The sequence below is a fragment of the Flavobacterium urocaniciphilum genome, assembly GCF_900110615.1.
In the GTDB taxonomy this organism is placed as follows: domain Bacteria; phylum Bacteroidota; class Bacteroidia; order Flavobacteriales; family Flavobacteriaceae; genus Flavobacterium; species Flavobacterium urocaniciphilum.
Genome location: NZ_FOEI01000001.1, coordinates 144,278 through 157,870, shown reverse-complemented (window position 1 = coordinate 157,870; position 13,593 = coordinate 144,278). Strand labels below are relative to the sequence as shown.

Here is a 13,593-nt window from a genome sequence, read left to right as displayed (position 1 = left end):
TAAAACCATTTAAACTTTGAGATTATTTTAAGACAATTTGTTACTGCATTCGGTATATTTGTATGTAGTTGAATTTCAAAACATGCAAACAGAAACCAAATTATCCTTAGATAAAATAGCTATTAAAAAAATTGGAAATTATTCCAACAAACCAACGATAATCTTTCTTCACGATTCGTTAGGATGCATAGAGCTTTGGCGTGATTTCCCACAACAGCTTAGTGATTTTGCACAATGCAACGTTTTAGTTTACGACCGACAAGGGTATGGAAAATCGAGTCCGTTCTCCTACTCTAAACGTGATAACTATTATGTAGAATTGGAAGCTGATATTTTAAACGAACTTTTAAACTATTGGCAAATTGAAAAAGCCATTCTTTTCGGACATAGCGATGGCGGTTCGATTGCTTTAATTACTGCTGCGAAATATCCAACGAAAATTTTAGGCATAATTACGGAAGGCGCTCATGTTTTTGTAGAAGATATTACGCTAAAAGGAATTAATGAAGCTAAAGTACAATTCGAAACGACCGACTTAAAAACCAAGTTAGAAAAATATCACGGTGAAAAAACCGAAGCCATGTTTTGGGCTTGGGCAAGCACATGGACAACTGACGAATTCAAATCATGGAACATTGAAAACTTCTTACCGATGATTGAATGCAATTCATTAATTATTCAAGGTGAAGAAGATGAATTCGGCTCGTTAATGCAAGTCGAAAGTATTGTCAAAAATTCACGAGGAAATTCTGAAAAACTAATTATTCCAAATATTAAACACAATCCACATAAAGAAACCCCAGAGTTAATTTTAGAAAAATCTTCTGAGTTTATCAATCAATTTACAAACGAAAAATTCTAATTTATTATGGCATCAAAACAATTAACATCTGAAGAACAAACTTCATTACTAAATACTTTAAAAGAACGATTTGAGAAAAATACCAATCGTCATGAAGGTATTGTTTGGGATGATGTTCAGACAAAAATTGCAACAAATCAAAATAAAATGTGGTCGTTAAACGAAATGGAAAAAACAGGAGGCGAACCCGATGTTATAGGATTTGATGAACAAACAGGTGAATTTATTTTTTTTGATTGTTCTGCCGAATCACCCAAAGAAAGAAGAAGCATTTGTTATGACCATGAAGCGTTAGAAAAACGCAAAGAACATAAACCAAAAAATAGTGCCATCAACATGGCAAAAGAAATGGGAATTGAACTATTAACTGAAAGTCAATATAGAGAGTTACAAAAATTAGGGAAATTCGATAGTAAAACTTCAAGTTGGGTTCAAACTCCAGAAGAAATTAGAAAATTAGGCGGTGCAACGTTTTGCGATTTTAGATACAATACCGTTTTTTTATATCATAATGGTGCCGATTCCTATTATGCTGTTCGAGGATTTCGAGGTTCGTTAAGAATTTAAAAAAATGTTTGACTTAATTAAACTAACTCCAAAACCTAACTAATCGTTTATTTTACTTTACTTTTGCCTTCAATAAAACGAAAATCATGCAAAACATAGAAACGATTTTAAAATCAGAAGACGATATTGCTATCATTGAAGCAGTAGGAAATTATATTTGGGACAAAAAAGAAAAGAGTGATTTAAATAGTTTCGAATTAACTTTTGTGTATGTTGACATTTTTGAAGCAGCCATGAACGAAGGCGGTTTGCATTACTTTTTTAATTCTGAAAGTGGCGATTTTGTAACAGAAATCATTCAAGCTTATAAAGATATTAACGCTACAAAAACGGCTACCGTACTTACTAAAGCATTTCAATTATTAAACGTAAAATATACTTCAAACACTGAAGCTCGAAAAAAAGTAATTGCCAAATTGGATGAGAAAATTATTTCAGGATGGGAAGACTTAGATGAAATCTTTTTTTCTGAAGAAGAGGAAGATGTTGTGGAATTGATTGTCAATTATATTAGAACGAACAAGTCACATTTTTGTAACTAATAAAACAAAATTTGTTGTAAAAATGCAATTATAGAAATTATAAAATTTTTTCTAATTTATTAATTTATTTTTGTCAGAAATTTTTAATAAATAAGATGAAAAAATTAATTTTTGGTGCTTTATTAAGCACTTTATTTATGTTGTTTTCATGTGGTGGAGATGACAACAACGAAACAGAAAACGTTTTAACAGGCTCAATGTCAGCTACAATTAACGGAAGTTCATGGAGTTCTACTAACGGTGGGGCCATTGCTAATGTTATGACTGTTGGTTTTGGAGGTGACTCTCAAAAATCATTACAAATTATAGGAATCGCTTCTAATACAAGTTCATTTACAATGAACATTCCAATCGAAAATTTAGCAGTTGGAAGTAAAACATTTTCTGGAGATTTCGCTGAAGGAACTTTAGGTTATATTTCTTCAAATCAAATGGATGTATTCACATCTCAACATACTAGCGGTAATTTTACAGTTAACATTACTACTTTAAACTTAGAAACAGGTAAAATGTCTGGTACTTTTTCTGGAACTTTATATGATGATAATGATGTTTCTATGAGCATTACTAATGGTGTTTTTACTGATGTTGTTTTCTTATCAACTGATTACTATAGCAATGGAAGCATGTCATTAAAAAGAAATAGCGGACAAGTTTTCACTATGGATGCTTTTAATGAAGACGGAAAATTCATAACAATCATGGAAAATTCTGGAGATAATTCAATTGCAATTATGGGTAACAATGCAAATTTAACTAGTGATTTTGGAATCTATTCTTTAAATTTCCCAAAAAATATTGCTGCCGGAACATATGCATTAACATATGATGGAACATATAATGCTGGTATTTCAAATAGTAACAGTCAAGCTGAATTTACAAACGTAAGCGGAAGTTTAACGATTACTTCTCATACAGGAAATACAATTGTTGGAACATTTAGTTATTCTGCTAATAATGGTTCACAAACAGTTAACATTTCTAATGGAAGTTTCAGTATTACACATAATTAATACTTAACAAATTGTTTTTTAAAAGCCAAGAATAATACTCTTGGCTTTTCTTTTTGTAACAAGTTTCCAAAACTTTCGTCTTACTACAAAACTTAATACGAAAAGCTTTGGAAACTATTTTAAAAATAACCAATCTGCATAAAAAATACCGTAAAGTTCATGCGGTAAATAACGTTTCTGTTGAAATTAAAAAAGGAAATGTTTACGGAATTTTAGGACCAAATGGTTCTGGAAAATCAACTACTCTAGGAATTGTACTAAACGTAGTAAACAAAACTTCTGGAGAATTTGAATGGTTCGATGGAACTTATTCTACTCACGATGCCTTAAAAAAAGTAGGTGCCATAATAGAAAGACCTAACTTTTATCCCTATATGACAGCAGAAGACAATTTAAAATTGGTCTGCAAAATCAAAAATATCCCTTATACAAAAGTTTTTGAAAAGTTAGAATTAGTTGGATTACTGGATCGTAAAGACAGTAAATTCAAAACGTTCTCTTTAGGAATGAAACAACGTTTAGCTATTGCTTCTGCCCTACTAAACGATCCTGAAATTTTAATTTTAGACGAACCTACAAATGGATTAGACCCACAAGGAATCAGACAAATTAGAGATTTAATTAAAGTCATCGCTAATCAAGGCACAACAATTTTATTAGCTTCTCACCTTTTAGATGAAGTAGAAAAAGTATGTTCACATGTAATTGTAATTCGAAACGGTGTAACTCTTTACCAAGGAACAGTTGATGGAATGGTTGCTAGTGAAGGATTCTTCGAATTAGAATCGGAGAATTTAGCTCAGTTAGAATCAGCTTTACAACAATTGCCTCAAATTGAAAAAATTGAAAAAGACGAAAACAAATTATTGGTGTATTTGAAGTCTCATTTAGAGCCTGGAGAGTTAAACACTTTATTGTTCAAACAAAATATTACGTTAACGCATTTAGTAAAACGTAAAAACAGTTTAGAAGAACAATTCTTAGAATTAACGAAACATTAATTCTTTAAAAAATCAACTTTAAACTTTAAAAACAAATTTGTCACACTGAGCTTGTCGAAGTGTCTTAAAATCTAAAAAAATGAAACGATTACTTTCTATAGAATTACAAAAAATCTGGCAAAATAGAGCCAGTAAAGTATTAACCATAATTTATTTCCTTTCACTAACTTTATTAGCTTCAATAGCCTTAATAGAGTTTGATTTTGGACCTTTTAAATTTAAAGCTGCAGACAGTGGATTCTTCAATTTCCCATATATCTGGCATTTTACAACTTATGTAGCTTCTTGGTTGAAAATATTTTTGGCGGTTATAATCGTTTCTATGGTTGCCAATGAATACAGTTATGGAACCTTGAAACAAAATTTAATTGACGGAATGTCGAAAAAAGAATTTCTTCTTTCAAAAATTTATACCATTCTATTATTTTCATTGGTTTCTACACTTTTAGTTTTTGGAATCAGTTTAATTTTAGGATTAAAATATTCTTCTTTTACTGAAGTAAGTATAATTTTTTCCGATTTAGAATACCTTTTTGCATACTTTTTAAAACATGTTGCATTCTTTTCATTCTGTTTATTTTTAGCCTTATTAATAAAACGTTCTGCCTTTACATTAGGCTTTATTTTCGTTTGGTTTTTAGGAGAAAATATAGGCCATGCCATTTTAAAATATAAGATTTTAGGTTACAAACCTAAAGATAAAGATACAGTTGTGATTGATTGGGTTAAAGATGCGTTACCGTTAGAATCAATGTCGAATTTAATTGTAGAACCTTTTTCACGTTTAAACTTTATTAAATCGATAACAAATACTGTAGGTGCAAATTTTGAAAATAATTATGCCGTGCAACCAATCTTTATCGGAATTGTACTTTTTTGGACAAGTTTATTCTTAATTTTATCTTATAGAATACTAAAAAAACGAGATTTATAGTATCTTTGCAGATGCTATGAAAAAATTATTTTTTACACTGCTTACCTTTTCATTTACAGTTAGTTTTTCGCAAAATATAACTGTAAATGAATCTTATACAGCACAACAACTTGTACAAAACATTTTAGTAAATAGTGGATGTATTTCCGTTTCCAATGTTTCTGTTAGTGGCGGAAATTTCGGCACAGGCGAATTAAGCTATGGTTATTTCAATGCCAATAGTTCGGTTTTTCCTTTTCAAGAAGGAATTATTTTAAGTACTGGAAAAATTAAATCTGCTATTGGTCCGAATTCCAATTTCTCTGATGATGGAACTGGAATTGGTTGGAATGGCGATCCTGATTTAAACACAGCATTAGGATTATCCAATACATTTAATGCTACCGTTTTAGAATTTGATTTTATTCCGAATGCGAATAACATTAGCTTTGAATATATTTTTTCTTCGGAACAATATTTATCCAATCCTTCTTCTAATCAGTGTAGTTATACTGATGGTTTTGCGTTTTTGTTAAAAGAAGCTACAGCCTCTACGTATCAGAATTTAGCAGTAATTCCGAATACGAATATTCCAGTAAAAGTAAATACTGTTAGAGGTAGCGGCACAATTTGTCCACCTGCCAACGAAGCGTATTTCGATGCTTTTAATACGGGTAATTATCCAACAACTTACGATGGGCAAACAAAAGTGTTAACTGCTCAATCTGTTGTAACACCAGGGACTTTATACCATATAAAATTAGTTATAGCAGATGAAGGAAATGCACGTTTCGATTCAGGCATATTTTTACGAGCAGGAAGTTTTATTTCTGAAAAGGATTTAGGCAATGATCGATTAATAGCTGCTGGTAATCCATTATGTCCAAATGAAACCTTAACCTTAAATGCAACTCAAGCTGGAGCAACTAGTTACCAATGGTATCAAAATGGAAATCCTGTAGGAACGAATAGTCCGACTTTCAATGTAACCTCTGCTGGTAATTATTCTGTAGAAATCAACATTAGTTCAAGTTGTACATTAACAGGAGAAATAAAAATTGAATATGCTCCCAATTTAAATATCGCACAAAATACTTTCGAAATTTGTGATACCAATATTGATGGTTTAGCTACTTTCAATTTAGCTACACTTCAAACACAAATTTTCAGCAATTTACCTGCTAATTTCACAGTGGCTTTGTACGATTCAACTACTTCTACAACACCGTTACCTTCAAGTTATACCAATACAACGCCTTTTCAGCAAATTATATATGCTCGAATTATTAACATTCAAAACTGTTATGGAAATATTCCAATTACTTTAAAAGTAAATACTTTTCCTCAAACGTTTAATGATGTTTCAATAGGAATTTGTAATAATTCTCCAACCAACCTAAGTGCGCCTTCAGGATATGCAAGTTATAGTTGGAATACCAATCCAATTCAAACTACACCAACGATAACAGTTGCTAATGCTGGAACATATATTGTTACCATTACAAATGCTTCTGGTTGTACTAAAACGAAAACGTTTACTGTAGTAACTTCAGAGCCTGCAACAATTACTAATATTGAAGTGAACGATTTTGAAGAACAACTTACAGCAACAATTTCAGTAACTGGAAATGGCGATTATGAATATTCATTAGATGGTGAAACTTTTCAAGATAGTCCAATTTTTAACTTACCTGAATCGGGTGAATATACTGTTTTTGTTAATGATAAAAACAATTGTGGATTAATTTCGCAAACATTTTATGCGTTAAGTTATCCAAAATTCTTCACGCCAAACGGAGATAATTATAACGAGACTTGGTACATCAAAAACCTAAATAAAAAAGGGTTAGAAAATAGTAAAGTTTATATTTTTGACAGATTTGGAAAATTAATAAAACAAATTTATCCAAACAGAAATGGATGGAACGGAACGTATGATGGAAAACCACTTCCATCTTCTGATTATTGGTTTGTTTTAGAATTAACCAACGGAAAAACCATAAAAGGACATTTTAGTTTAATTCGATGATAAAAAACATACTTTTAGTTTTACTTGGCGGCGGAATTGGTAGTGTTGCCAGATATTTATTGAGTTATTTTTTCTCAAAAAATGAAGCAACACAATTTCCTTGGGCTACATTTATTGCTAATACTATTGGTTGTTTGCTAATTGGCTTACTTTTCGGATATATTCAGAAAAATAATTTACAAAACGAAACACTAAAACTAATATTAATAACTGGATTTTGTGGAGGTTTTACCACATTTTCAACATTTAGTTTAGAAAACATACAATTCATTCAAAATCAAAATTATAACTTAGCTATACTTTATACTATTTCATCTTTAGTAATAGGTTTATTAGCTGTTATCATTGGGATTAAAATTTTTAATTAATGCAACATTTAAACGAAACTCAACTTTCTGAGTTAAAACAACTATTAGCGAATCCGAAAAAAATCGCAATTATTCCACATAGAAATGTAGATGGCGATGCTATGGGATCTACTCTTGGTTTATATCATATTTTAAAACAATTAAACCACACAATTTCAGTTGTAGTTCCAAATGAAATTCCAGATTATTTACAATGGATTCCTGGAACAAAAGAAGCAACTATTGTTTACGAAAGTTCAAATGTTGGAAATGCAATTAAAATATTAAATGATGCTGAATTAATTTTCACTTTAGATTTTAATGCTTTTCATCGTACTGGTGAACAAATGGAAAGTACTTTAAAAACGTTATCTAAAACTTTCGTGATGATAGACCATCATGAAAAACCAGATGGATTTGCTAAATACACCTTTTCAGATATTGAATTCAGTTCAACCTGTCAAATGGTATACGAGTTTGTACATCAATTAGAATTAGGTCAATATATAAATTTAGATGCTGCAACTTGTTTATATACGGGAATCGCTACTGATTCAGGTAGTTTTAGATTTCCAAGAACAACTGGAAAATTACATCGAATTGTAGCCGATTTATTAGACAAAGGCGTGAATAATTCTCAAATTCACATCAACTTATACGATAATGGCGATTACAATAAACTTCAAATTTTAGGTAAAGCTTTAACGAATTTAAAAGTTTTACCTGAGTATAAAACAAGTTACATCACACTTTCACAAGAAGAACAAAACGCTTATAACGTAAAAAAAGGCGATACAGAAGGAATTGTGAATTACGGTTTAACGATCAAAGACATTGATTTTACTGCTTTTTTCACTGAAGTGAGAGATGAAAATATGATTAAAATTTCATTCCGTTCTCAGGGTGATTTTGATGTAAATCAATTCGCAAGAAATCATTTTAATGGTGGTGGACATAAAAATGCTGCTGGTGGAAAATCTTTTGACAGTTTAGAGGAAACAATAACTAAATTTATTGCTATTTTAGCAATCGAAAAAAATTAATCATTACAAAATGAAAACCTTCAAATATATAGTTCTAATTGGCTTTACTGCTTTCTTAGCTTCTTGTTCTGAAAAACAAGCTCGTAAACCAATTTCGCATTCTTCTGGTTCTTTCATGAAAGAATCAATTGATCGTAATAAAAAACTGAATGCAAAAGAAAAAGAAGCCATTACTAAAATCATAAAAAAAGATACAGCTAACATTTACAATATATCTGAAAAAGGATTTTGGTATGCTTATGTAAGTAAAAGTTCAGAAAATGTGGCACCAGTTAAAGGTGATATGGTAACTTTTGATTACGAAGTAACTGATTTATATGGAAATATTATTTATTCTAAAGCTGAATTAAAAACTCAAAACTATTATGTTGACAAACAACAAATTATGGGTGGATTAAGAAATGGAATTAAATTAATGCACAAAGGTGATATAGTTAAATTTATATTCCCTTCACAATCTGCTTATGGTTACCATGGTGATGATAAAAAAATCGGAACCAATCAACCAATAATTTGTACTGTAACTTTAAATGATATTAAAAAAGAAACCAAATAATATAAAATGAATCGAATAATAATTGCCCTAATTTTTATCACATCACTTTTAAGTTCTTGCAGTTCTAAAGTTGAAAAAGGTGAATTACTTAACGGACTTTATGCTTTTATGGAAACATCTAAAGGAGATATTACTATTAAATTAGAATTTGAAAAAGTTCCTTTTACTGTAGCAAATTTTGTAACATTAGCGGAAGGAAAAAACAATTTCGTAAGTGCAAAATACAAAGGAATTCATTTTTACGATGGATTAACGTTTCACAGAGTAGAATCAAATCCACCAATGTGTCAAGCCGGAGATCCAACAAGAACTGGACAAGGCGGACCGGGTTATAAATTTAAAGATGAATTTCACCCAGAATTAAATCATGGAAAAGCGGGTATTTTGTCAATGGCAAATTCTGGTCCGAATACAAATGGTTCTCAATTTTTTATCACTTCAGATGAAACAAGTTTTTTAGACGGAAAACATTCAGTTTTTGGTGAAGTAGTAGATGGATTAGACATCATCAATACAATTGAAGTTGGTGATATAATTAATACGGTTAAAATTGTAAGAATCGGTCAAGAGGCTAAAAAGTTTGATGCTGTAAAAGTATTTAAAGAATATTTTGAAAAACAAGCCGAATTACAAGCGGCATTACAAGGTATTAAAGCTGAAAAAGCGAAATTTATTGAAAATATTAAAACCACAGGAACCAAAACTAAATCTGGTTTAACGTACAAAATCACACATAAAGGTTCTGGTAAAAAACCAATAGTTGGTAAAGAAGTATTCATTCATTATGCTGGTTATTTTGAAGATGGTACACTTTTTGACACGAGCTATGAAAATGTGGCAACAACAAACGGAACATTAGATCCAGCAAGAAAACAAGCAAATGGTTATGCACCTTTTCCATTTACTTATGGAGCGAAAACAGGTTTAATAGCTGGATTTATTGAAGGAATAGAAAAAATAAATTTTGGTGATAAAATTGCTGTTTGTATCCCTAGTCATTTAGGTTATGGAGAACAAGGCGACAGAGTAATTCCACCAAACACAGATTTATATTTTGAAATCGAACTATTAGAAAAACAATAAAATTACATTAAATGAAAAAACTACTTTTATTATTATTCTGTGTGACTTCAGTAGTTGCACAAACTAAAAAGGCAGAAAAAAAAGCATTACCGTACAATAAAGTACCTGGTATTTATGCAGAAATTTTAACTTCTAAAGGTAAAATTGCTTTACAATTAGAATTTGAAAAAGCACCTTTAACTGTAGCTAACTTTATCACTTTAGCTGAAGGAACAAATACTTTTGTAACGAACGACAGAAAAGGAAAACCATATTATAATGGTTTAAAATTTCACCGTGTAATTCCAAATTTCATGATTCAAGGTGGTTGTCCGTTAGGAAATGGTTCTGGAGATCCTGGTTATGCATTTAAAGATGAATTTCACCCAAGCCTAAAACATGATAAAGCAGGTATTTTATCTATGGCGAATTCTGGACCAAAAACTAATGGTTCTCAATTTTTCATCACACATAAAGATACTCCATGGTTAGACAATAAACATAGTATTTTCGGACATGTAGTGGAAGGACAAAAAGTGGTTGATGCAATTGTACAAGATGACGTAATTGAAAAAGTTACTATCTTAAGAGTTGGAAAAATGGCAAAAGCGTTTAATCCAATTCAAGTATTTTCAGATTACATGAAAATCAAACCAGAATTAGATAAAAAAGACGCAGAAGATGCAAGATTAAAAGCTGAAGCAGCTGCAAAAGTAGAGGCTGAAAGAAAACAAAAAGAAGCTGAAGCAAAAGCTCAAGCTGACAAAGAATATAAAGAAAAATTTGGAGCTGTAATGGCTGCTAAAGTAGCTGAATTTGCTGCTTTAAAAGCAAAAACAACAAAAACAGAAAGTGGTTTACAATACAGCATCTTGAAAAAAGGTTCTGGTGTTAAACCAACAGAAGGAAAAGACATTTATGTTCACTATGCGGGTTACTTAGAAGATGGTAGCTTATTTGACAGTAGCTATGAAACTATTGTTAAAGCATACGGAAAATTTGATCAAAATAGAGCTAACCAAAACGGTTACCAACCTTTTCCTTTTCAATATGGTAAAAAAGATGGTTTAATCCCAGGTTTCTTAGAAGGAATTAACAAAATGAACTTAAATGATAAAGCTATTTTCTTTATTCCAGCTAATTTAGGATATGGTGCAAGAGGTGCAGGAAATGTAATACCACCAAATAGCAACATTATTTTTGAAGTAGAAATTTTAGATAGTTTACCAGCTCAAACTAATACAGGAAACGGAACTGGAAAATAAACAATAAGTTAATATTTAAAAAAACTCATCTCATTTTAACACGAGATGAGTTTTTTTTTATTCGGCTCTTTCAACACTTAATCCAACTCCTATGATATTAGGAACAAAACCAAATTTTGATTTTGGTGAAAATTGTACTTTATACTTTCCTTTTTTAAGTTTTACCTTTTCTTTCACTAAAAACTTCACATCGCAAACATCACCTAGACAATCTGTATTTTTAAAATTAACCATTACATCCCCTTTTTCAATTGTGCCATCTGGTTTTTTAACTTCAAAACTTACAGGAAACTCATCCATTTCAGTTCCTCTAACATGACTAATTTCAATGAACACATTGTAATACTTATCCTCTTCTAAGATTTCAAATTCGTGCTTTTTAATGTCGTTTTCTGTCCAACGTTGTGCACTAATTTCATTTTCAAATTCCCTATAAATATATTTTTTTTCACAGGAAATTAATGTAATTCCAAAAAGTAAAATTAAAAACAACTTTCTCATAAGTGTAGCTGGTTTGATTAAAGTTTTACTAAAGTATAAAAAAGGCATTGTATTTGTGTACTTTTGTAGTCAAGAAATTTAATAATGGCACGAATTTTATCTATAGATTACGGAATTAAGAGAACAGGTATTGCAGTTACTGACGATTTTCAGATTATTGCAAGTGGATTAACAACTATTCCATCTGCTGAATTAATTCCTTTTTTAAAAACATATTTTTCGAAAGAAAATGTAGAGAAAGTCATTATTGGTGAACCAAAACAAATGAATGGTTTACCAAGTGAAAGTGCTGCTATTATTGAGCAATTTATTGTTCAATTTCAAAAAGAATTTCCAACAATGATCATGGAACGAATTGATGAACGATTTACTTCTAAAATGGCATTTCAAACCATGATTGATAGCGGTTTAAAAAAGAAACAACGTCAAAACAAGGGTTTAATTGACGAAATTGCTGCAACAATTCTACTTCAAGATTATTTGAATTACAAGAAATAAATAGTAATTTTGAAATTACGATTTACGATTTACGAGATCTAAACTTTAAAACAAAAACAAAAAACATAATGAATTTAGAAAGTCCAAAAACAAACGTTGAAAAATCAGCTGAATATATTTTTAATGCATTAACAGATATCAAAAACTTTGAAAAATTAATGCCTGAAAACATTGCTAAATTTGAGGTTATTGATGAAAATTGCTTCGAATTTGGTTTAAAAGGAATGCCAGAAATTAAATTAGTTAAAAAAGAAGCTACTCCAAACTCAAAAGTAGTTTTAGGTGCGGCATCTAGTAAATTACCTTTTACTTTAACGGCTAACATTGATGCTGTATCTGATTCTTCAAGTGCGGTTCAATTATTTTTCGAAGGAGATTTCAATCCAATGATGGCGATGATGGTTAAAGGTCCGATTGGAAAATTTATTGAAACATTATCTACAAATATGAATAAATTGTAATTTCCGATTTACGTTCCAAAGTTTCGGAAAAGTTTTCATAAAGCGGCTAATTTAGTCGCTTTTTTTATTTTGACTTTAGCACAATTTTTATTTTATTTTAAAAAAACATCCAAATTTACTTACATATAAAATATAGATTTTCATATATTTGCCGCAAATTTTATAAGCAAACTTATTAATTAGTTTTAACTTTTTATGTTTGTCCTATCAACACATTCAAAACCTTACAAATGAAAAAACAAATCTTTTTATTTTTATTATTATTAACGTCTTCGTTAAGTAAAGCTCAATTTTTTTATGGTGATTTTTGTTTAGACTGCTATGCAAGTATCGAAGCTGGAGGAATTTATTCAAATATTTCAGGATTAGAGAATTCATCAGGTAAAACAGGATTTTATTTCGGATTTTATCAATTTTTCCCAATTGACGATCAATTTTCATTTCGTTCAGGACTTTCATATAATAATATAGGTGCAGAAGTGGATGGATTCGATACTCCATTAATCATCCATTCTATCAATTTCCCTTTAAGTTTACATTATCGTCTTAAAGAAAATTACCAATTTTTTGGTGGTGGAGAGTTTGGAACAAACTTATTTGGAAAATATCCACAAAGAAGAGATGAATATTATGATTCTTTTGATAATCAAATGGCTTTCAATGAAAACTTCACTTTTCTTGATGTAAGTGCATTTTTAGGTGTTGGATATATTATTTCAGACAATATCGATTTCAATTTAAAATACAACTTAGGTTTAACAAGCATCAACAAAGAAGATATTTTTAGAGATAATAATTGGAAAAAAAATTGGTTAACTCTAAGTGTGGGATATACCTTTAGAGATTAATCTAAATAATTTACAAATATAGATTTAAGAAAAGCGACCAATTGGTCGCTTTTTTTTATTAAAATCAGTAATTTTATAGTACAAA

General features: G+C 30.1%; 16 protein-coding genes. 15 read left to right on the top strand and 1 reads right to left on the bottom strand.

Features of this window, described 5'->3' with window-relative positions:
- Positions 1-82: 82 nt before the first annotated feature.
- The 12 genes from BMY86_RS00720 (at position 83) to BMY86_RS00665 (ending at position 11,200) form a co-directional block, all read left to right on the top strand.
- Positions 83-862, top strand: a complete 780-nt coding sequence (locus BMY86_RS00720) for an alpha/beta fold hydrolase (RefSeq protein WP_091463769.1) — start codon at positions 83-85, stop codon at positions 860-862.
- 6 nt (positions 863-868) lie between these two features.
- Positions 869-1,429, top strand: coding sequence for a DUF4256 domain-containing protein (locus tag BMY86_RS00715; protein ID WP_091463765.1), 561 nt, complete (start codon positions 869-871; stop codon positions 1,427-1,429).
- Between the two features lie 86 nt (positions 1,430-1,515).
- Positions 1,516-1,971 carry a DMP19 family protein gene (locus tag BMY86_RS00710; protein ID WP_091463761.1) on the top strand — a complete coding sequence of 152 codons (456 nt, stop codon included), beginning with the start codon at positions 1,516-1,518 and terminating at the stop codon, positions 1,969-1,971.
- A gap of 95 nt (positions 1,972-2,066) precedes the next feature.
- A complete protein-coding gene (locus BMY86_RS00705; protein WP_091463756.1) occupies positions 2,067-2,984 on the top strand; it encodes a hypothetical protein in 918 nt (305 codons plus the stop codon).
- A gap of 107 nt (positions 2,985-3,091) precedes the next feature.
- Positions 3,092-3,985, top strand: a complete 894-nt coding sequence (locus BMY86_RS00700) for an ABC transporter ATP-binding protein (RefSeq protein WP_091463753.1) — start codon at positions 3,092-3,094, stop codon at positions 3,983-3,985.
- Positions 3,986-4,064: 79 nt separating this feature from the next.
- Positions 4,065-4,919 (top strand): ABC transporter permease, encoded by an 855-nt coding sequence (locus tag BMY86_RS00695; RefSeq protein ID WP_091463751.1) that lies wholly within the window; start codon positions 4,065-4,067, stop codon positions 4,917-4,919.
- Positions 4,920-4,935: 16 nt separating this feature from the next.
- Positions 4,936-6,927, top strand: coding sequence for a T9SS type B sorting domain-containing protein (locus BMY86_RS00690; protein WP_091463748.1), 1,992 nt, complete (start codon positions 4,936-4,938; stop codon positions 6,925-6,927).
- Positions 6,924-7,295 carry a fluoride efflux transporter CrcB gene (gene crcB / locus BMY86_RS00685; protein WP_245745578.1) on the top strand — a complete coding sequence of 124 codons (372 nt, stop codon included), beginning with the start codon at positions 6,924-6,926 and terminating at the stop codon, positions 7,293-7,295. Before BMY86_RS00690 ends, crcB begins: the two co-directional genes overlap by 4 nt.
- Positions 7,295-8,317: a DHH family phosphoesterase gene (locus BMY86_RS00680; protein WP_091463744.1), complete on the top strand. Its 1,023-nt coding sequence runs from the start codon at positions 7,295-7,297 to the stop codon at positions 8,315-8,317. The genes crcB and BMY86_RS00680 overlap by 1 nt, the downstream gene beginning before the upstream one ends.
- A gap of 10 nt (positions 8,318-8,327) precedes the next feature.
- On the top strand, positions 8,328-8,873 hold the full coding sequence (gldI, locus tag BMY86_RS00675) for a gliding motility-associated peptidyl-prolyl isomerase GldI (RefSeq protein WP_091463740.1): 546 nt from the start codon (positions 8,328-8,330) through the stop codon (positions 8,871-8,873).
- Positions 8,874-8,879: 6 nt separating this feature from the next.
- A complete protein-coding gene (locus tag BMY86_RS00670) occupies positions 8,880-9,956 on the top strand; it encodes a peptidylprolyl isomerase (protein ID WP_091463737.1) in 1,077 nt (358 codons plus the stop codon).
- An 11-nt stretch (positions 9,957-9,967) separates the two neighbouring features.
- The gene (locus BMY86_RS00665) at positions 9,968-11,200 is read left to right on the top strand and encodes a peptidylprolyl isomerase (RefSeq protein WP_091463734.1); all 1,233 of its coding nucleotides are present in this window, start codon (positions 9,968-9,970) and stop codon (positions 11,198-11,200) included.
- A gap of 57 nt (positions 11,201-11,257) precedes the next feature.
- Here BMY86_RS00665 and BMY86_RS00660 read toward each other — a convergent pair whose 3' ends face one another.
- Positions 11,258-11,749, bottom strand: coding sequence for a gliding motility lipoprotein GldH family protein (locus BMY86_RS00660; RefSeq protein ID WP_091463732.1), 492 nt, complete (start codon positions 11,747-11,749; stop codon positions 11,258-11,260).
- A 36-nt stretch (positions 11,750-11,785) separates the two neighbouring features.
- Between BMY86_RS00660 and ruvX the strand changes: the two genes are divergently transcribed.
- The 3 genes from ruvX to BMY86_RS00645 all read left to right on the top strand — a co-directional run bounded on the left by ruvX (position 11,786) and on the right by BMY86_RS00645 (position 13,508).
- Complete coding sequence (gene ruvX / locus BMY86_RS00655) at positions 11,786-12,199, top strand: Holliday junction resolvase RuvX (RefSeq protein WP_091463729.1); 414 nt, start codon at positions 11,786-11,788, stop codon at positions 12,197-12,199.
- Between the two features lie 68 nt (positions 12,200-12,267).
- Positions 12,268-12,660, top strand: a complete 393-nt coding sequence (locus BMY86_RS00650) for an orotate phosphoribosyltransferase (RefSeq protein WP_091463725.1) — start codon at positions 12,268-12,270, stop codon at positions 12,658-12,660.
- Positions 12,661-12,890: 230 nt separating this feature from the next.
- On the top strand, positions 12,891-13,508 hold the full coding sequence (locus BMY86_RS00645) for an outer membrane beta-barrel protein (RefSeq protein WP_091463722.1): 618 nt from the start codon (positions 12,891-12,893) through the stop codon (positions 13,506-13,508).
- Positions 13,509-13,593: the final 85 nt, after the last annotated feature.

Bases quoted from the DNA above. Each gene is read 5' to 3' on its own strand.
- BMY86_RS00695 (WP_091463751.1), top strand. From the start codon at position 4,065: ATGAAACGATTACTTTCTATAGAATTACAAAAAATCTGGCAAAATAGA.
- gldI (WP_091463740.1), top strand. From the start codon at position 8,328: ATGAAAACCTTCAAATATATAGTTCTAATTGGCTTTACTGCTTTCTTA.
- BMY86_RS00720 (WP_091463769.1), top strand. From the start codon at position 83: ATGCAAACAGAAACCAAATTATCCTTAGATAAAATAGCTATTAAAAAA.
- BMY86_RS00715 (WP_091463765.1), top strand. From the start codon at position 869: ATGGCATCAAAACAATTAACATCTGAAGAACAAACTTCATTACTAAAT.
- BMY86_RS00660 (WP_091463732.1), bottom strand. From the start codon at position 11,749: ATGCCTTTTTTATACTTTAGTAAAACTTTAATCAAACCAGCTACACTT.
- BMY86_RS00690 (WP_091463748.1), top strand. From the start codon at position 4,936: ATGAAAAAATTATTTTTTACACTGCTTACCTTTTCATTTACAGTTAGT.
- BMY86_RS00705 (WP_091463756.1), top strand. From the start codon at position 2,067: ATGAAAAAATTAATTTTTGGTGCTTTATTAAGCACTTTATTTATGTTG.
- BMY86_RS00645 (WP_091463722.1), top strand. From the start codon at position 12,891: ATGAAAAAACAAATCTTTTTATTTTTATTATTATTAACGTCTTCGTTA.
- BMY86_RS00650 (WP_091463725.1), top strand. From the start codon at position 12,268: ATGAATTTAGAAAGTCCAAAAACAAACGTTGAAAAATCAGCTGAATAT.
- BMY86_RS00680 (WP_091463744.1), top strand. From the start codon at position 7,295: ATGCAACATTTAAACGAAACTCAACTTTCTGAGTTAAAACAACTATTA.
- BMY86_RS00665 (WP_091463734.1), top strand. From the start codon at position 9,968: ATGAAAAAACTACTTTTATTATTATTCTGTGTGACTTCAGTAGTTGCA.
- BMY86_RS00710 (WP_091463761.1), top strand. From the start codon at position 1,516: ATGCAAAACATAGAAACGATTTTAAAATCAGAAGACGATATTGCTATC.
- BMY86_RS00670 (WP_091463737.1), top strand. From the start codon at position 8,880: ATGAATCGAATAATAATTGCCCTAATTTTTATCACATCACTTTTAAGT.
- ruvX (WP_091463729.1), top strand. From the start codon at position 11,786: ATGGCACGAATTTTATCTATAGATTACGGAATTAAGAGAACAGGTATT.
- crcB (WP_245745578.1), top strand. From the start codon at position 6,924: ATGATAAAAAACATACTTTTAGTTTTACTTGGCGGCGGAATTGGTAGT.